Source organism: Sphingobium sp. JS3065, from assembly GCF_026427355.1.
Taxonomy (GTDB): Bacteria; Pseudomonadota; Alphaproteobacteria; order Sphingomonadales; family Sphingomonadaceae; genus Sphingobium.
In genome coordinates this window covers 1,910,062-1,926,307 of record NZ_CP102664.1, presented here as the reverse complement: position 1 = coordinate 1,926,307, position 16,246 = coordinate 1,910,062, and the positions used below count along the sequence as shown (strand labels likewise).

The 16,246-nt window shown below is 64.3% G+C and carries 17 protein-coding genes and 1 riboswitch; of the genes, 9 read left to right on the top strand and 8 right to left on the bottom strand.

Going from position 1 to position 16,246, the window contains the following annotated elements; translation table 11 throughout:
* Positions 1-54: 54 nt before the first annotated feature.
* Entirely contained in the window at positions 55-1,299 is a 1,245-nt protein-coding gene (locus tag NUH86_RS09185) for a DUF418 domain-containing protein (protein ID WP_267249220.1), read from the bottom strand.
* A 74-nt stretch (positions 1,300-1,373) separates the two neighbouring features.
* Between NUH86_RS09185 and NUH86_RS09180 the strand changes: the two genes are divergently transcribed.
* Positions 1,374-2,141 (top strand): methyltransferase domain-containing protein, encoded by a 768-nt coding sequence (locus NUH86_RS09180; protein ID WP_267249219.1) that lies wholly within the window; start codon positions 1,374-1,376, stop codon positions 2,139-2,141.
* A gap of 92 nt (positions 2,142-2,233) precedes the next feature.
* Here the strand turns inward: NUH86_RS09180 and purL are convergent, their stop codons facing one another.
* Entirely contained in the window at positions 2,234-4,411 is a 2,178-nt protein-coding gene (purL, locus tag NUH86_RS09175) for a phosphoribosylformylglycinamidine synthase subunit PurL (protein ID WP_267249218.1), read from the bottom strand.
* Between the two features lie 106 nt (positions 4,412-4,517).
* On the opposite strand from purL, the gene NUH86_RS09170 reads away from it, so the two are divergent.
* Positions 4,518-4,946: a DUF805 domain-containing protein gene (locus NUH86_RS09170; protein WP_267249217.1), complete on the top strand. Its 429-nt coding sequence runs from the start codon at positions 4,518-4,520 to the stop codon at positions 4,944-4,946.
* A 75-nt stretch (positions 4,947-5,021) separates the two neighbouring features.
* Here the strand turns inward: NUH86_RS09170 and NUH86_RS09165 are convergent, their stop codons facing one another.
* Positions 5,022-5,402, bottom strand: coding sequence for a hypothetical protein (locus NUH86_RS09165; RefSeq protein WP_267249216.1), 381 nt, complete (start codon positions 5,400-5,402; stop codon positions 5,022-5,024).
* Positions 5,403-5,570: 168 nt separating this feature from the next.
* Here NUH86_RS09165 and NUH86_RS09160 point away from each other — a divergent pair, with 168 nt between their 5' ends.
* From NUH86_RS09160 to queA, 5 genes are all read left to right on the top strand, one after another.
* Complete coding sequence (locus NUH86_RS09160) at positions 5,571-5,831, top strand: exodeoxyribonuclease VII small subunit (RefSeq protein WP_267249215.1); 261 nt, start codon at positions 5,571-5,573, stop codon at positions 5,829-5,831.
* An 11-nt stretch (positions 5,832-5,842) separates the two neighbouring features.
* Positions 5,843-6,751 (top strand): polyprenyl synthetase family protein, encoded by a 909-nt coding sequence (locus NUH86_RS09155; protein ID WP_267249214.1) that lies wholly within the window; start codon positions 5,843-5,845, stop codon positions 6,749-6,751.
* Between the two features lie 3 nt (positions 6,752-6,754).
* Positions 6,755-7,264 (top strand): pantetheine-phosphate adenylyltransferase, encoded by a 510-nt coding sequence (gene coaD / locus NUH86_RS09150; RefSeq protein ID WP_267249213.1) that lies wholly within the window; start codon positions 6,755-6,757, stop codon positions 7,262-7,264.
* A 106-nt stretch (positions 7,265-7,370) separates the two neighbouring features.
* On the top strand, positions 7,371-8,144 hold the full coding sequence (locus tag NUH86_RS09145) for a peptidylprolyl isomerase (protein ID WP_267249212.1): 774 nt from the start codon (positions 7,371-7,373) through the stop codon (positions 8,142-8,144).
* Positions 8,145-8,294: 150 nt separating this feature from the next.
* The gene (gene queA, locus NUH86_RS09140; RefSeq protein ID WP_267249211.1) at positions 8,295-9,329 is read left to right on the top strand and encodes a tRNA preQ1(34) S-adenosylmethionine ribosyltransferase-isomerase QueA; all 1,035 of its coding nucleotides are present in this window, start codon (positions 8,295-8,297) and stop codon (positions 9,327-9,329) included.
* A gap of 821 nt (positions 9,330-10,150) precedes the next feature.
* Here the strand turns inward: queA and NUH86_RS09135 are convergent.
* The gene (locus tag NUH86_RS09135; protein ID WP_267249210.1) at positions 10,151-10,897 is read right to left on the bottom strand and encodes a glutaminyl-peptide cyclotransferase; all 747 of its coding nucleotides are present in this window, start codon (positions 10,895-10,897) and stop codon (positions 10,151-10,153) included.
* Positions 10,894-11,631 (bottom strand): YgfZ/GcvT domain-containing protein, encoded by a 738-nt coding sequence (locus tag NUH86_RS09130; RefSeq protein WP_267252080.1) that lies wholly within the window; start codon positions 11,629-11,631, stop codon positions 10,894-10,896. Before NUH86_RS09130 ends, NUH86_RS09135 begins: the two co-directional genes overlap by 4 nt.
* 61 nt (positions 11,632-11,692) lie before the next feature.
* On the opposite strand from NUH86_RS09130, the gene NUH86_RS09125 reads away from it, so the two are divergent.
* A complete protein-coding gene (locus NUH86_RS09125; RefSeq protein ID WP_267249209.1) occupies positions 11,693-13,018 on the top strand; it encodes a dihydroorotase in 1,326 nt (441 codons plus the stop codon).
* On the opposite strand, the gene rarD is transcribed toward NUH86_RS09125, so the two are convergent.
* Both rarD and NUH86_RS09115 read right to left on the bottom strand, forming a co-directional pair.
* Complete coding sequence (gene rarD, locus NUH86_RS09120) at positions 13,015-13,884, bottom strand: EamA family transporter RarD (RefSeq protein ID WP_267249208.1); 870 nt, start codon at positions 13,882-13,884, stop codon at positions 13,015-13,017. The two genes, NUH86_RS09125 and rarD, sit on opposite strands and share 4 nt — an antisense overlap.
* Positions 13,885-13,922: 38 nt before the next feature.
* Complete coding sequence (locus NUH86_RS09115) at positions 13,923-14,144, bottom strand: hypothetical protein (RefSeq protein ID WP_267252079.1); 222 nt, start codon at positions 14,142-14,144, stop codon at positions 13,923-13,925.
* 161 nt (positions 14,145-14,305) lie between these two features.
* Here NUH86_RS09115 and NUH86_RS09110 point away from each other — a divergent pair, with 161 nt between their 5' ends.
* A complete protein-coding gene (locus NUH86_RS09110; protein ID WP_267249207.1) occupies positions 14,306-15,001 on the top strand; it encodes a hypothetical protein in 696 nt (231 codons plus the stop codon).
* A gap of 21 nt (positions 15,002-15,022) precedes the next feature.
* On the opposite strand, the gene NUH86_RS09105 is transcribed toward NUH86_RS09110, so the two are convergent.
* Entirely contained in the window at positions 15,023-15,949 is a 927-nt protein-coding gene (locus tag NUH86_RS09105; RefSeq protein WP_267249206.1) for a homoserine O-succinyltransferase, read from the bottom strand.
* Positions 15,950-15,991: 42 nt separating this feature from the next.
* Positions 15,992-16,099: riboswitch (SAM-I-IV-variant riboswitch) on the bottom strand.
* Positions 16,100-16,246 lie beyond the last annotated feature (147 nt).

Below are 16,246 nucleotides of genomic sequence, written 5' to 3'. Positions count from 1 at the left end.
GCAAATCTCCTGAACGTGGAGATAGCGCAGATGATAATAGGTCGCAATAGAGATTCAGCCGCTGTTGCGAATCTTTTGCGTTTGGCGGCGAGCCAGGCTGCGCCACAGCCATTCCGCCGGCCCCAACGCGAATCGCCTCTGCCATAGCGGCGACCAGACCAGCATGACCGCCCATGCCGCCACGACGAACAACGGCATGGAACGATGCGGAACATGGCCGAACAGCCCAAGCCCCCAGCCGTAGAAGATCGCGCACATGAAAAGGCTGCTGCCCAGATAGTTGCTGAGCGCCAGCCGCCCGACCGCGGCGATTCGCGCCATGACGGCCCGGTTGCGATGGCGCGTGAACAGCCACAGGATCAGGGCCGCCCAACCCACGGCCAGCGGGATGCGGAAGGGGAAGGACCAGGCCAGCACCGACCCCAGCGTCGTGAGCGGAGAGAATCGGCTGGAAATGATCCAGGCCGCAAGCGCCGCCATCGGGATCAGCCCGATCAGGAAACAATGCCGCGCGGTCCGCCAATATTGCTCCGCCTGCCAGCGTCCGGTCAGGAAGCCGCTCTTCAACATCGCCATGCCCAACAGCATGAAGCCCAGCGTGTCGAAGGCGATGAACGGCAAAGTCGTCAGCCATTGGCGGCCGAACAGGGCGACATGATGCAGGAAAATCCCGGCATAGCCGCCGCCATAGATCATATATTCGCTTCGGATCGCTGGATGCGCCGGATCGGAAAGCGAAGCGATGAAATCGGCGAAACCCGCGCTGATGTCTGCTGCCGCGCCAGGCGCGGTGGCGGCATGGCCCCAGGCGTAGAGCGTGCCGATGAACCCCGCGCACACCAGGAAATGCGCCAGGAAGAAGAGAAAGGCCCATTTGACGAGCGCCAGCGGCTCCATCCGCACGAACAGCAGCGCGTTCAGGCCGACCAGCGCATAGATCATCAATATGTCGCCCCACCACAGCAGCAGATAATGGGCCAGGCCGAAGACGAACAGCCAGGCGGCTCGGATCACCTGCGCCCGCCGCCCGTCACGCCCGGCCATTTCCTCCCGGTCGATCAGCAGCAGCATCGACGCGCCGAACAGCATGGAGAACAGCGCCCGCATCTTGCCGTCGACAGCCATGAAACTGACCGTCCAGAAGGCGATGTCGCCCATGGAAAGCGGCCCAGCCGCCGCCGGGCTGAAATAGGCCTGTTCCGGCAGGGCGAAGGCCGCGATGTTCATCCAGAGGATTCCCATGACCGCGCAGCCGCGCAGCACGTCCATGGCGGGAATCCGGGAAGAGGGGGCGGTCATCGGTCGTGGCTGTCCTTGAATTGGGCCTTGAAGAGGCTGGAAATCGGCTCGTGGCTCTGTCAATGCGACTAGCCATGAATGGTCGGCGCAAGCAACGAATAAGCGACGCTTTCGGCGCGGCGGCGGGGCGTTATGACGATCATGCCGGGCCGCAGCGGCTGGCCGCCGCGCTGGTGGCCGATCTCGCGCAGAGGCAAAGGCCCGACGGCGTCGGCCGCATATTGGAGATCGGCTGTGGCACCGGTTTCCTGACGCGGGACATCCAGGCGCGTTGGCCGGGCGCGGAACTGGTGGTGACGGACCTGTCGCCGGACATGCTGGCGCGGGCGGCGAAGGGCGGACTGGTCGCTGGCACATTCCTGACGATGGACGGCGAAGCGCCGATTTTCGAGGGGGAGTGGTTCGACCTCATCCTCTCCAGCCTGGCCTTCCAGTGGTTCGACGATCTGGAGGGCGCCATTGTCCGGCTGGCGGGATTGCTGCGGCCGGGGGGAAGCCTGATCTTCTCCACTATGGGGCAGGGCAGTTTCGCCCGCTGGCGCGGGGCGCATGACGCTGGCGGGGTGCGGGCCGGCATTCCGGACTATCCCTCACTGGAAACGCTGCGCGAGATGCTGGCGCGCTTCGGGGATGCCTTTGCCTTTGACGAGGATTATGTCCTGCCCTGCGGTGGAGCGAAGGGCCTGATCGCGCATCTGAAGGGCATCGGTGCGGTGGTGCCAGGTGAAGGGCGCAGGCCGCTTCCGCCCAGGGATTTGCGCCGGGTCATGGCTGCCTTCGAGGCGAGCGGCGGCGATGATGTCTATCAGGTGCTGTTCGGCCGCGTGACGCGGGCGGGTTAGCGGGGCTGATCGGAGCGAAGGCCGTAATCGCCCAACCGCCAACGTTAAGTGACGCGCCCCTGCCTGCGCAGGAGCACGTCACCTTGTATCGTTTACAGTTCGCTATCCATCAGCGCCGGGAAGAAGCCCTCATGCGCGTCGCGCAGGTCGGCCAGCGTCATGCCCACGACCTTGTCGCCGCCGGTGGCGCCGATCTTCACGGCGCCCGGAATGTCGACGCCCTGGGCAGCGGCGACGATGTAGCGGCCCTGATCCTCGCCAAAGGCGCTTGCCGTCGTCAGCGTGACGCTCAATTCCGCGCCGATGCCGCCCGCCAACGCCATTTCGGTCACGGCTACAGCCAGGCCGCCGTCGGAAATGTCATGCACCGCATTGACCTTGCCTTCCGCGATCAGGGCGCGGACGGTTTCGGCGTTGGCGCGTTCTGCGGCCAGGTCGACCCTGGGCGCATCGCCCGCTTCCCGCCCGGCGATTTCCCGCAGCCAGATCGATTGGCCGAGATGCGTCCCTTCGCCGCCGATGACCCAGATCGCATCGCCCTCATTCTTGAAAGCGACGGTCGCCATCACGTCGACGTCCTTGAGCAGGCCGATCCCGCCGATTGCCGGGGTGGGCAGGATCGCGGAACCGCCGCCGGTCGCCTTGGACTCATTGTAAAGCGACACATTGCCTGACACGATCGGGAAATCCAGCGCCCGGCAGGCGTCACCCATGCCCTCAAGGCAGCCGGTGAACTGGGCCATGATCTCCGGCCGCTGCGGATTGGCGAAGTTGAGGCAGTTGGTGACGGCCAGCGGGGTCGCGCCGACCGCTGAAATGTTGCGATAGCATTCCGCGATCGCCTGCTTGCCGCCCTCATAGGGATCGGCATAGCAATAGCGCGGCGTGCAGTCGGTGCTGATCGCAATGCCCTTTTGCGAGCCATGGACGCGGACCACCGCCGCATCGCCGCCGGGCCGCTGCACCGTGTCGGCGCCGACCATATGGTCATATTGTTCCCAGATCCAGCGGCGGCTGGCGATGTCGGGCGAGCCCATCAGCTTGACGAGATCCGCGCCGATGTCGGCGCTTTCCGCGATTTCGCCCAGCGGCTGAACGCCCGACCAGATCCTATATTCGTCCTTCGGCATCGCCGGACGGTCGTAAAGCGGCGCATCGTCGGCCAGCGGGGCGAGCGGAATGTCGCACACCGTCTCGCCCTTGTGGACCAGCACCATGCGGCCGGTGTCGGTTACATGGCCGATCACCGCGAAATCCAGTTCCCACTTCCGGAAAATGGCTTCGGCAAAGGCTTCCTTGCCCGGTTGCAGCACCATCAGCATGCGTTCCTGCGATTCGGACAGCATCATTTCATAGGCGGTCATGCCGGTTTCGCGCTGCGGCACCTTGTCCATGTTCAGCTCGATGCCGACGCCGCCCTTGGACGCCATCTCCACGGAGGAAGAGGTGAGGCCCGCCGCGCCCATGTCCTGGATCGCGACGATGGCGTCGGACGCCATCAGTTCCAGGCAGGCTTCGATCAGCAGCTTCTCGGTGAAGGGGTCGCCCACCTGCACGGTGGGGCGCTTTTCTTCCGAATCCTCGCCGAAGTCGGCGGAGGCCATGGTCGCGCCATGAATGCCGTCGCGGCCGGTCTTCGACCCGACATAGACGATGGGATTGCCGACGCCCGACGCGGCGCTGTAGAAAATCTTGTCCGTATCCGCGACGCCCACGGTCATCGCGTTGACCAGGATATTGCCATCATAGGCGGGGTGGAAATTCACCTCGCCGCCTACGGTCGGCACGCCCACGCAATTGCCGTAGCCGCCGATGCCATGCACCACGCCGCTGATGAGATGCTTCATCTTGGGGTGATCGGGCCGCCCGAAACGCAGCGCGTTCATGTTCGCCACCGGGCGCGCGCCCATGGTGAACACGTCGCGCAATATGCCGCCCACGCCCGTCGCCGCGCCCTGATAGGGTTCGATGTAGGACGGGTGGTTGTGGCTTTCCATCTTGAAGATCGCGGCCTGGCCGTCGCCAATGTCGACAACGCCCGCATTCTCGCCGGGGCCGCAAATGACCTGCGGCCCTTCGGTCGGCAACTTCTTCAAATGGATGCGCGAGCTTTTGTATGAGCAATGCTCCGACCACATGACCGAGAATATGCCGAGTTCGGTGAGATTCGGCTCCCGGCCGAGCGCGTGCAGGACGCGATCATATTCTTCGGGAGAAAGCCCATGTTCGGCGACGACCTGGGGCGTGATCTGGGATGCGGTGCTGGACATGTGCGCGCCTTTAGCGAGGGCGCGCCCGATAGACAATGCTGACGCTCGCGCACGGGCGAAAACATGATAGCTTTCGCAAAGTCGGACGACAAAAGGGGAGTTGCCCATGGAATGGATGCTGTTGCCGTTGCGCCGCTACGCCAAATTTTCCGGCCGGGCGCGGCCCAGGGAATATTGGATGTTCGTCCTGTTCCTGCTGCTCTGCTATATCGGGGTCGCGATCGTAGAGGGGCTGCTTGGCCTGAGCACGAGCGATCGCTGGTTTCAGCGTGGTCCCTGGTGGGCCAGTGCGGGCTACAGCACGCGCGGCGGGCCGCTCACCGGCCTGTTCACGCTGGCGATGCTGATTCCCAATATCGCCGTGTCCGTCCGCCGGCTGCACGATACGGATCGCAGCGGCTGGTGGTTGCTGATCGTCTTCTTCCCGATCATCGGCAGCATCGTCCTGCTGATCTTCTTCATCATGAGCGGCACGCGGGGGGCCAATCGCTTCGGCCCCGATCCGGTCGAGGTGGGGGAGCCGGAGTTGCGTTGAGCGGCAACGGGATCGAATAAAAAGGCCGGCCTCCATAGGGAAGGCCGGCCCGTATGTGCAGGAAAATGAAAAGGATCAGCCCTTGCAGCTCACCGCGCTCTTGCCCGGCAGGGTGGCGGTGATCTGCTTGCCCGAACCCTCGACCTTGTAGCCCTCGGCTTCGAAGGGCTTGCCCGCTTCGGCGGCGGTCAGCTTGATCGGCGCGCCGTTCTTTTCGGTGCGCAGGTTCGCCGTCTTGTCGTCGCTCATGAAGTCGACGAAGATCAGGCTGTTGTCCTTGCAGCGATATTGATGGCTTTCCTTCACCATCGGCGGCAGCTCGACCGGGGCGGCATTGGCCAGCCTTTCAGCCATGGGATCGGCAGGGCCGCCCACGACTTCGGGTTCGTCGTTATTGTTGCATGCGGACAGCAGCGCGAGCGCCGCGACGGAGATGAGGGAGAGATGATATTTCATAGCGGTCCTTCTATGTGCACTAGCTATACCAAGCGTCAACGCAAAACTGCCGCAAGTCCGCCAGCCACTGGTCTGACGTCATGACGTTTTCGTGACAGGAAAGCCGGAATCGGCCGCGACGGACCATGTGGGCTTGACCGGGCGGGCGGGGGCCGCCAATGCAGGGGAATGGCGCAAGACAGCATGACAGAGCAGGGCGATCCATCGCAATTGTCGTTCGAGGATGCGCTGCGCGCGCTCGAATCGATCGTCCGGCGGCTGGAGAGCGGCGACGTGCCGCTCGACGAATCCATTTCGCTTTATTCGCAGGGCGAGGAATTGCGGAAACGCTGCATGGAACGGCTCCAGGCGGCGGAGGCCCGCATCGCCAAGCTGACCGTCGACGCCAGCGGCGCCGTCACGGGCGCGCAGCCCTTCGGTACGGACTGAAGGCCGCAGGCATGAGCGGAGCCGCCTCCGCCTCCACCCTGGTCGCCAGCCGCGCCGCCGCCCTCGCGGTGGATATCGACCATTTGTTCGACCTGCTGCTGGCGGTCCCCGACGATCCGCGCAAACGCCTTTACGAAGCGATGCGCCATGCCGCGATGGGCGGCGGCAAGCGGCTGCGTCCGCTGCTGGTGCAGGCGGCCAGCGACCTGTTCAACATCTCACGCGATTCGGCGCTGCGGGTCGGCGTCGCGGTCGAATGCATCCATGTCTATTCGCTGGTGCATGACGACCTGCCGGCTATGGACGACGACGACATGCGCCGGGGCAAGCCGACCGTGCACAAGGCGTTCGACGAGGCGACGGCGATCCTGGCGGGCGATTGCCTGCACGATCTGGCCTTCGAATTGCTGGCGGATGAGGAAACCCATCCCGACCCCTTCGTCCGCATCGAACTGGTGAAGGCGCTGGCGCTCGCCAGCGGCACCAGCGGCATGGCGGGCGGCCAGATGATGGATCTGGAGGCGGAAAGGGCGAGCTTCGACCTGTCCACCGTCACCCGGCTCCAGCAATTGAAGACCGGCGCGCTGATCGCCTTCTGCGTCGATGCCGCCGCGATCATGGCGCGCATCCCGCCGGACGCCCGCACCCGCCTGCACGGCTATGCGCGCGACATCGGCCTGGCCTTCCAGATCGCCGACGACCTGCTCGACGTGGAGGGGGACGCCGATCTTGCCGGCAAGGCGCTGGGCAAGGATGCGGCGGCGGGCAAGGAAACCTTCGTCTCGCTGCTGGGCGCGGATCGGGCGCGGGAGCAGGCCCGCCTGCTGGTGGAACAGGCCAAGGCGCATCTGCATGGGCACGGTCCGGAGGCTGACCTGCTGCGCGCCATCGCGGACTATATCGTGGAAAGGGATCGCTAGGGCATGAGCAAGCAGAGGGTGGGGGTTTATCCCGGCACGTTCGATCCGATCACTCTGGGTCATATGGACATCATCCGGCGCGGCGCGAAGCTGGTCGACAAGCTGGTGATCGGCGTCACGACCAACATCTCCAAATCGCCCATGTTTTCCGATGAGGAGCGGCTGGACATGGTCCGCCGCGAATGTGCGGGGATCGACACGGAAATCGTCGTCACCGGCTTCAACTCGCTGCTGATGGACTTCGCCGAATCGCAGGGGGCCAGCGTCATCATCCGGGGCCTGCGCGCCGTCGCGGACTTCGAATATGAATATCAGATGGCGGGCATGAACCAGCAGATCAACGGCCGGGTCGAAACGGTCTTCCTGATGGCGGACGTGTCGCTGCAACCCATCGCCTCCCGCCTGGTCAAGGAAATCGCGCTTTACGGCGGGCCGATCCACAAGTTCGTCAGCCCCACGATATGCGACGAAGTGGAGGCGCGGGTGGCGCAACTCGGCCTCAAGGGCCAGTAAAGCCTTCGCTAAAGGCTCCACTCAGCCTTCGTTCAGTTGCCAATCGCCAAGAGCACGCTATCAGGGGCACATTCGCACCTGGGCAAATATGAGGAAAGCTTCGTTCATGCGGTTCACGTCGGCGCTCAAGACCGTGGCGATCGGTTTCGCTCTCTATGCATCGAGCGGCGCCGCCCTGGCCCAGGGCGGCGGGCGCAGTGCCGAGGAAACGAAAAAGGAAGAGGCCGCCGTCCGCGCGGAGCAGGCCGCCAAGCAGCTCGGCCTCGATCCTGCTTCCAGGCTGCCGTCCGCGACGGTGCCGGTCGACCCGCAGAATGTCTGGGATCTCGACCTGTCGAGCGGCGGGCGCGTGCGCATCCAGCTTCGCCCCGACATCGCGCCCACCCATGTCGAGCGGATCAAGGAACTGACGCGCCAGGGCTTCTACAACGGCCTTAAATTCCATCGCGTCATTCCCGGCTTCATGGCGCAGGGCGGCGATCCCAAGGGGGACGGCACCGGCGGCTCGACGCTTCCCGACCTGAAGGCGGAATTCAACCCGATGCCGCATCTGCGCGGCACCGTCTCCATGGCCCGCGCCCAGAGCGATGACAGCGCGAACAGCCAGTTCTTCATCGTCTTCCTGCCGCGCATGCAGCTCGACAAGAAATATACCGTCTTCGGCCGGGTGATCGACGGCATGCAATATGTCGACGCCATCCATCAGGGCGAGCCGCCCGCCGATCCGACCCTCATCCTCCAGGCGTCGATCGAAAGCGACGGCAAGCCGCCCGTGACCGCGCTTCCCACCCCGCCCGCGCCGCCCGCACCCTCGATCATCGCGCCGCCGGTGAAGAAGCCAGCCCCCGCGAAGAAGCCCGCCGCGCCGAAGAAGAAGTAACAGGGCCGCCTTGCTCTTCCCTCGTCATGCTGAACTTGTTTCAGCATGACGAGGGAAGAGCGGTGCATCGCGATGCATGGCCAGATCGCCTGCCCTGACCGTGCTGAGACAAGTTCAGTCTGACGACCCGCTGCTGAGGACCGGCGCCCCATGCGCGTAGACCTGTTCGATTTCGACCTTCCGCCCGAAAGCATCGCGCTCCGGCCTGCATCCCCCCGCGATTCGGCGCGGCTGTTGCTGGTATCCGGCGACGCCCCTTTCGAGGATCGGACCGTGCGCGACCTGCCGGGCCTGCTGCGCGCTGGCGACGTGCTGGTCTTCAACGACACCAAAGTCATCCCCGCCCAGCTTGAAGGCATGCGCGGCGAGGCCAGGATCGGCGCGACCCTCCACAAGCGGCTCGGCCTGCGCCAATGGCAGGCCTTTCTGCGCAACGCCAAGCGGGTTCGCGACGGCGACCGGATCGATTTCGGCGCGGGCGTCACCGCCCTTGCCGGGCCACGGGACGAGGATGGCGGCGTCACGCTAAGCTTCGAGGGCGAGGAGCCGGTGGAAGTCCTGCTGGAACGGGCCGGACGCATGCCGCTGCCTCCCTATATCGCCAGCAAGCGTCCCACGGACGACCGCGACCGCAGCGACTATCAGACCATGTTCGCGCGGGAGGACGGCGCGGTCGCGGCGCCCACCGCCGCGCTGCATTTCACGCCGGACCTGATGGCGGCGCTGAAGACGGCGGGTGTAGGCACGGAAACGCTGACCCTGCATGTCGGCGCGGGGACTTTCCTGCCGGTGAAGGCTGACGACACCGACGATCATCGGATGCACGCCGAATGGGGGCGGATCGACCAGGCGACGGCGGATCGGCTGAACGCGGCGCGGCGGGCGGGCGGACGCCTGATCGCGGTCGGCACCACCAGCCTGCGCCTGCTGGAAAGCGCTTGCGGAGAGGATGGCGTCATCCGCCCCTTCGCCGACGAGACGCGGATCTTCATCACGCCGGGCTATCGCTTCCGGGCGGTCGATGGGCTGATGACCAATTTCCATTTGCCCAAATCGACATTGTTCATGCTGGTAAGTGCCTTGATGGGCACGGAAAAAATGCAATCAGCGTACAGGCACGCAATCAAGGAAGGCTATCGGTTCTACAGCTACGGGGACTCCAGCCTGCTGCTGCCGGAGCGATAAGGCGGAAGGCATTTCGAGTGGGAAAGGTCGCCTTCGTAATGCGGGGGTCACGTGTTCGAGTCACCATCGCCAATGCGTCCGCGCCTGGGGGCTTTGCTCCTGTCATTCCACGTCCTCCTCCAAATCGGGAGGATATGGGCTATGCAAACTGTCATCTTCCTAATCGGGATCGCCGCAGCACAACGTCACCACTCTCAAGTACGCAAATGCCCACGGGCCACGTTTTTTAACGGGTGTCATGCCTCCAAAATGCGATCGGCCGCGACCCTCCTGGCCCATCTAGAGCACGGCCCGTTTCTACCCCACACAGGCGGGCCCAGCCCGGGACCGTTTTGAAGGATGTCAGCTTGCTCCGCGTCATCAACGGCTAAAGCGCACGGTACTGAAGCGACCACGCAAGGTTTCGTGTTCCTCCTCATCAGGAGAAGACGATGACCCAGAATGTCACCCGTACCCGCCGGCAATGCCGCCTTGGCTCCAGCCCGCAAATTCATATCCCGCACTCGTCCTGGAGCCGCGTCGAGCGCGCACCCGAACGCGCCGTGCCGGTCAAGCCGGATGAGTTCTGGAGCCGTTTGGGGCTTTTACGGGGTCGCTCCGATCATGCTGCTATGAGGAGGAAGCGGAACTATCCTAATCCTCCCCGTCGATAGATGGGGAGGGGGACCGGCCGAAGGCTGGTGGAGGGGAAGATACGCAGGTCACGCCATTTCCCCTCCACCACGCTTCGCGCGGTTCCCGTCCCCACGCTGCGCGCAGGGAGGAATAAGAACATGCGCTACCGCCCAATATCCGTCCTGCACTAACGTCCACCGGCCAAATCACTGCCCGATCTTTATCTCGAACAATTTGGCCCAGTTTTTTCCGGTCACGAACAGGCGGTCGGCCTTCGTGTCATAGGCGATGCCGTTGGCCACCGCCTCGCTGTCGCTTGCTCCGCTGGCTTTCAGCAGCGGGGCGATGTCGAGCCAGTCGATGACCGATCCCGAGCGCGGGTCGATCCTGACGATATGGCTGTCATACCAGATATTGGCCCAGATCTCGCCCTTCACATATTCCAGTTCGTTCAGCCGATCCACGGGACGGCCGTTCCAGGTCACCGTGATCCGCCGTTCCTCGGTCAGTTTTTCGGGGTCCAGAAACCGCAACTGCGCCGTGCCGTCGCTCATGATGAGGCTGCGGCCGTCCTGCGTCAGTCCCCAGCCTTCGCCTTCATAACGAAACTGGGAAACCGGCGAAAAATCGTTCAGCTTCCAGACGAAGCCCTGCCGATGCCGCCAGGTCAGACTGATCAGCCGGTCCTTCCAGTTGACGATTCCCTCGCCAAAATAGGGGCGGGGCACGATCCGGCGGTTCAGCACCTTGCCGTTCTTAAGGTCGACCTTGCGAATCTCGGACTCGCCCTCCAGCCCGGTGCTCTCGTACAGCGCGCCGTCATGATAGAAGAGCCCCTCGGTAAAGGCGGCCGGATCATGCGGATAGCTTCGGACCAGCGTCCACCGCGTTTCCGCTTGCGCTGGCGCGACCAGCAGCCATGCGCCCAGCAGCGCGACGAGGATACGCATCATTCGGCCGCCTGCTCCGCCATCGCGCCGGAGAGCCAGCCGGGCAGGGCAGCAGGATCGATATCTTCCACCCGCCGCAGTTCGATCGACAGGCCAAGGTCAGGCAACGCCGCCTTCTGGCGCTTCTCATCGGCTTCGGCGAGCGGCACGGCCACCAGCCGCCGGTTGACCTTGTTGCGATAATGCATGCGGGCGGTGTTTTCCTGCCCGACATAGCAGCCCTTGTCATAATCGACGCCGCCCAGTTCCCCGGCATTGGTTTCCAGCCACAAAATCTGGTCCTGTCCCAGTTCCCCGGCCCCCTCGAACACCCCCAGCGCCAGCCTGTGCGCCCGAAAAGCCGCCGATGCGTCGCCGTCGTCCGGCGGCGCGATCCAGCGATGCCCCAGCGCTGGCAGGCGGGGGTCGAAGGGTCTGTTCTGCGCCTCCAGCGCCCAATGAACCGCCAGCGTCTCTTCCCGCGCAATCGCCACCTTGCGCCGCAGCCGATAAAGCGTCAGCCGCCTTACCAGCGCGTCCGCTTGTGCCGCCTCGCAATCGATCAGCACATCGTCTCCGTCCGCCCAAAGGATGAAGTCGAACAGCGTCTTGCCCTGCGGCGTCAGCAGCGCGGTCCAGCGCGGCTCGCCCGCCTTCAGCCCCGGCACGTCGCGGGTCAGCAGGCCTTGCAGGAAGATTTTCGCCTCCTCGCCGGAAATTCTGAGGAGCGTGCGGTCGGTTAGGGTGGTGCCAATCATCGGCTTTAGGTAGGACACTGCGCAACCATATCCAAGCCCATCCAAAGCAGGCGACATCGACATGACCTTCGACCTCCTTCTCAAGAACGGCACCGTCCACACCCCCGGCGGCGCGGAAAGCGTGGATGTAGGCGTCAGCGGCGGCAGGATCGTCGCTATCGGCACGTCCCTGGGCGCCGCGGGCGAGGTGATCGACTGCACAGGACTCGACGTGCTGCCCGGCTGCATCGACAGCCAGGTCCATTTCCGCGAGCCGGGGCTGGAGCATAAGGAGGACCTGGAATCGGGCAGCCGCGCGGCGGTGCTGGGCGGCGTCACCGCCGTCTTCGAAATGCCCAACACCAACCCCAATACCGACACGGCTGAACGGGTTCACGACAAGCTGAAGCGCGCCCATCATCGCATGTGGTGCGACCACGCCTTCTATGTCGGCGCCACCGCCGACAATGCCGGGCAGTTGAAGGAGTTTGAGCGGATACCCGGCACGGCGGGCGTCAAGATATTCATGGGGGCCTCGACCGGCAGCCTGCTGGTCGACGATGACGAGGCTCTGTCCCGCGTCCTCGCCAGCGGCACACGGCGCGTCGCCATCCATGCCGAGGACGAAGCGCGGATGAACGCCCGCAAGGATTTGCGGGTGGAGGGCGACCCGTCCTCCCACCCCGTCTGGCGCGACGATGAAAGCGCGATGATCGCGACGAAGCGCATCATCGACCTGGCCCGCAAGGCCCGCCGCCGCATCCACATCCTGCATGTGACGACGCCCGCCGAACTGGAATATATCGCCCGCAACAAGGATATCGCCACCTGCGAGGTCACGCCCCAGCATCTGACCCTGGCGGCGGAGGACGCCTATCCGCGCCTGGGCACCTATGCGCAGATGAACCCGCCGATCCGGTCCGGGGCGCATCGCGACGGCCTGTGGCACTGGCTGAACCAGGGCGTGCCGGATGTTCTGGGCAGCGATCATGCCCCGCACACGATAGAGGAAAAGGCGAAGCCCTATCCCGCCTCGCCCAGCGGCATGCCCGGCGTCCAGACGCTGGTGCCGCTGCTGCTCAATCATGTCGCGGAGGGGCGGTTGTCGCTGCGCCGGTTCATCGAACTGACCTCCTCCGGCCCGCAGCGCGTCTTCGGGCTGGTGGGGAAGGGGCGCATCGCGCTCGGTTATGATGCCGATTTCACCGTGGTCGATCTCAAGAAGCGCTGGACCGTCGGCAGCGATTGGCTGGCTTCCCGCTGCGACTGGTCGCCTTTCGAAGGTATGGAACTGACCGGCAAGGCGGTCGGCACCATCATCCGCGGGCATCGCGTGATGTGGGAAGATGCGCTTGCCAATCAGGCGGTGGGCGAGGCGGTGCGGTTCGAGGCGACTGAATTCGCCTAAATCGTCGCCAGACGATTGCGGCGGGCGGCGGTCAGGCTGTCCGTCGCGAACAGGATCAGGCCCAGCCAGATCAATGCAAAGCTCGCCATCTGGCCCACCGTCAGCTTTTCCCCGAAAAGCAGGATGCCACACAGAAATTGCAGCGTCGGCGCCAGATATTGCAGCAGGCCCAGGGTGGCCATGGGCAGCCGCTGGGCGGCGGTCGCGAAGAGCACCAGCGGCACCGTGGTCACCAGGCCGGTGACGATCAGCAGGATGGTCGTCGCCATGTCCTGCCCGAAACTGACGCCGCCATGCGCCGACAGCCAGACCAGATAGCCGATGGCAGGCGGCGTCAGCAGCAGCGTCTCCACGCCCAGACCCGTCATCGGCGCCACGGGCGTCAGCTTGCGGATCAGCCCGTAGAAAGCGAAGGTCAGCGCCAGCGCGACACTGATCCACAACGTGGTCAGGGCGGTCGCCGCCATGACGGCGACGCCCACCGCGGCGATCCCGACCGCAACCGCTTGTCCGCGCCGCAGCCGTTCGTGGAGCAGCAGCACGCCCAGCCCGACATTGACCAGCGGATTGAGGAAATAGCCAAGGCTGGCGGCGATCACATGGCCGCCATTCACGGCCCAGACATAGGTCAGCCAGTTCAAGCCGATCATCAGGGCCGATCCCGCCAGCGGCAGCATGAGTCGGCGATCCCGCAAAATGGCCGACAGCGCGGGCAGGTTCCGCCGCGCCAGCAGCAGAACCGTGACCAACAGCAGCGACCAGAGGATGCGCTGGCTGACGATCTCCACCGCATTTACATGGTGCAGCAGCCTGAAGAAGATCGGCAACAGCCCCCATGCGGCATAAGCGCCCATCGCGGCGAGCAATCCCCGCCGGGCCGCCTGTTCGGATGATGGCCGGGCGTTCAGAATATGCCTCCCCCCAGGAACAGTCGCAGCGCCCCGAAAGCCGCCACGATCAGGCAGAAATTGCGCCCGCCATTCTTGGCCGACAGCATGCCGACGAAGGCGCCGAACAGGGCGACCGGCACCAGCAGCCAGTTGAGCGCGCCCAGCAACGGAAACACCGCCGGGATCATCAGGATAAGCGTGAAAAGGCCGATCAGCGCTGACAATATGTTGAGCATGACGGCATAAATGAAGCTTCCTCCGCGTCGCGGCAAGGCGGGCGGCGATGCCAATTGGCGGAGACTGGCCCCACCTTCTGAGAAAATTCAGGGATTCACTAAAATCCCTAACGAAAAATTAACCTTTGCTCTTCATCCCCTGTTTACGAAGGAGTGAAGCCATGGCGCCTGTTCGATCTTTTTGCGTCCTCGCATTGCTGGCCGCCCTGCCGCTGGTGGGCTGTAGCAAGAAGGATGATGATCTGAACGCGCTGGACGCGCAACTCACCAACAATGCGGTCGACGCGCTGGCTGGACAGATTGTGGTCGACCCCCGGCTTGCAGGCCAATCGCAGCGGACCGCGAAGCTGCCTGTGCTGACGGGAGCGGCCGCCAAGGGGCTGGCCGATTCCGTGAAACTGGCTGGCGGCACGCTGCTCGCGACGCCTGCGCCTGTCGAGGCAGAGGTGAAGGAATCCGCATCCATGCTGGCCGCGGTGGCCAGCGAACAGAAAAAGCCCGGCGGCAACGCCTTGTGCCGCGAGCAACTGGTCTACGGCGCCCAATGGGCCAGCCGCCTGCCGGAACCCTTCACCCTCTATCCCGGTGCGCAGTTGATCGAGGCGGCCGGGGCGGAAAAGGACGGATGCACGCTGCGCGCCGCCACCTTCGTGACGCCGGTGCCCCAGCAGAGCGTGATGGATTTCTATTATACCCAGGCCCGTCGCGCCGGTTTCGACGCCGAACATAAGGTGATGGGCGGCGACCATGTCCTGGGCGGTTCGCGCAAGGATGACGGCAGCGCCTTCTTCCTGCTGTTCACCGAAGCGCCTGGCGGCAAGACCAGCGTCGACGTGATCGCGGATCACGGCCGCTAGGAATTAGCTGCTGAAACCGTTCTAGGCCGCCGTAAGCACCGGCGCTTGACCGGCCGCGCCCAGGTCGAAGGGCACTGTCTGGTACATTTCGTTGATCCAGTTGCCGAACAGCAGATGCGCATGGCTGCGCCAATGATTTTGCGGCTGCTGGCCTGGATCGTCGTCGGGGAAATAATGGGCAGGCAACTGCCTTCCCCCGTCACGCGCATATTCCTCCGCCAAGGTCAGCGTATCATATTCCAGATGGTTGAACATATGCAGGAAGCCGCGCCCCGGATCACCGATCAGGCAAAGACCTGATTCATCGCTCTCGGCCAATATCTGCAAGCCGCGTCCCTCCAGAATATCCTGTCGCCGCACTGCCGACCAGCGCGACACCGGCACGCAAAAATTATCGGAAAAGCCACGCATCCAGGGCGATGACGGCATGTGATTGTGATGCCGGAACAGGCCGAAAGCCTTCCGCTCCAGCGCATGTTTCTCCACGCCATGGAAATGAAATAGCGCGGCCTGCGCCGCCCAGCAGATGCTGAGCGAACGATGCACATGAGTCTGCGTCCAGTCGAAAATGGCGCGCAATTCGTCCCAATAGCTCACCTCTTCGAAGGGCAATTGCTCCACCGGCGCCCCGGTGACGATGAAGCCGTCGAACCGCTCGTCCCGGACATCGCTCCACGGGCGATAGAAGGACGCCATATGATCGGCGGAGGCGTTGCGCGACACATGGTCGCTGATCCGCACCAGCGTCAGTTCGACCTGCAACGGCGTGGCGCCCAGCAGCCGGGCAAGCTGCGTCTCGGTACTGATCTTGTCAGGCATCAGGTTGAGCAGCGCGATCCGAAGCGGACGAATATCCTGCCGCACCGCATCGGCCTCCCGCATCACCATGACCCCTTCCGCCTCCAATATGGGACGGGCAGGCAGGTCGTCGGCTATCTTGATCGGCACGTCTCGTCATTCCCTGTTGCGGAGCGACGCTGGCGATGTGGCTGGGGTCCGCTTGGTTGCCGGATCGGCCACATCCTCCTTTTACGGAGTGCCACCTTGCCCGGATCGGCAGGTTGGCGTTGGGCGTCGCCCCAACTCTTGATGCTGACGGCTAGATAGGCGGATGAAGCGGCTTTGGCAATCGCCGCTTTAGGGGTGAATAGGAAAAGTTTGAACCCAAGGCAGGACGCGGGACATGCAGGATCGTGGCCACTCCCTGCACATCTGGCGGACTCTCATTTCCAAGGTCAATGATCG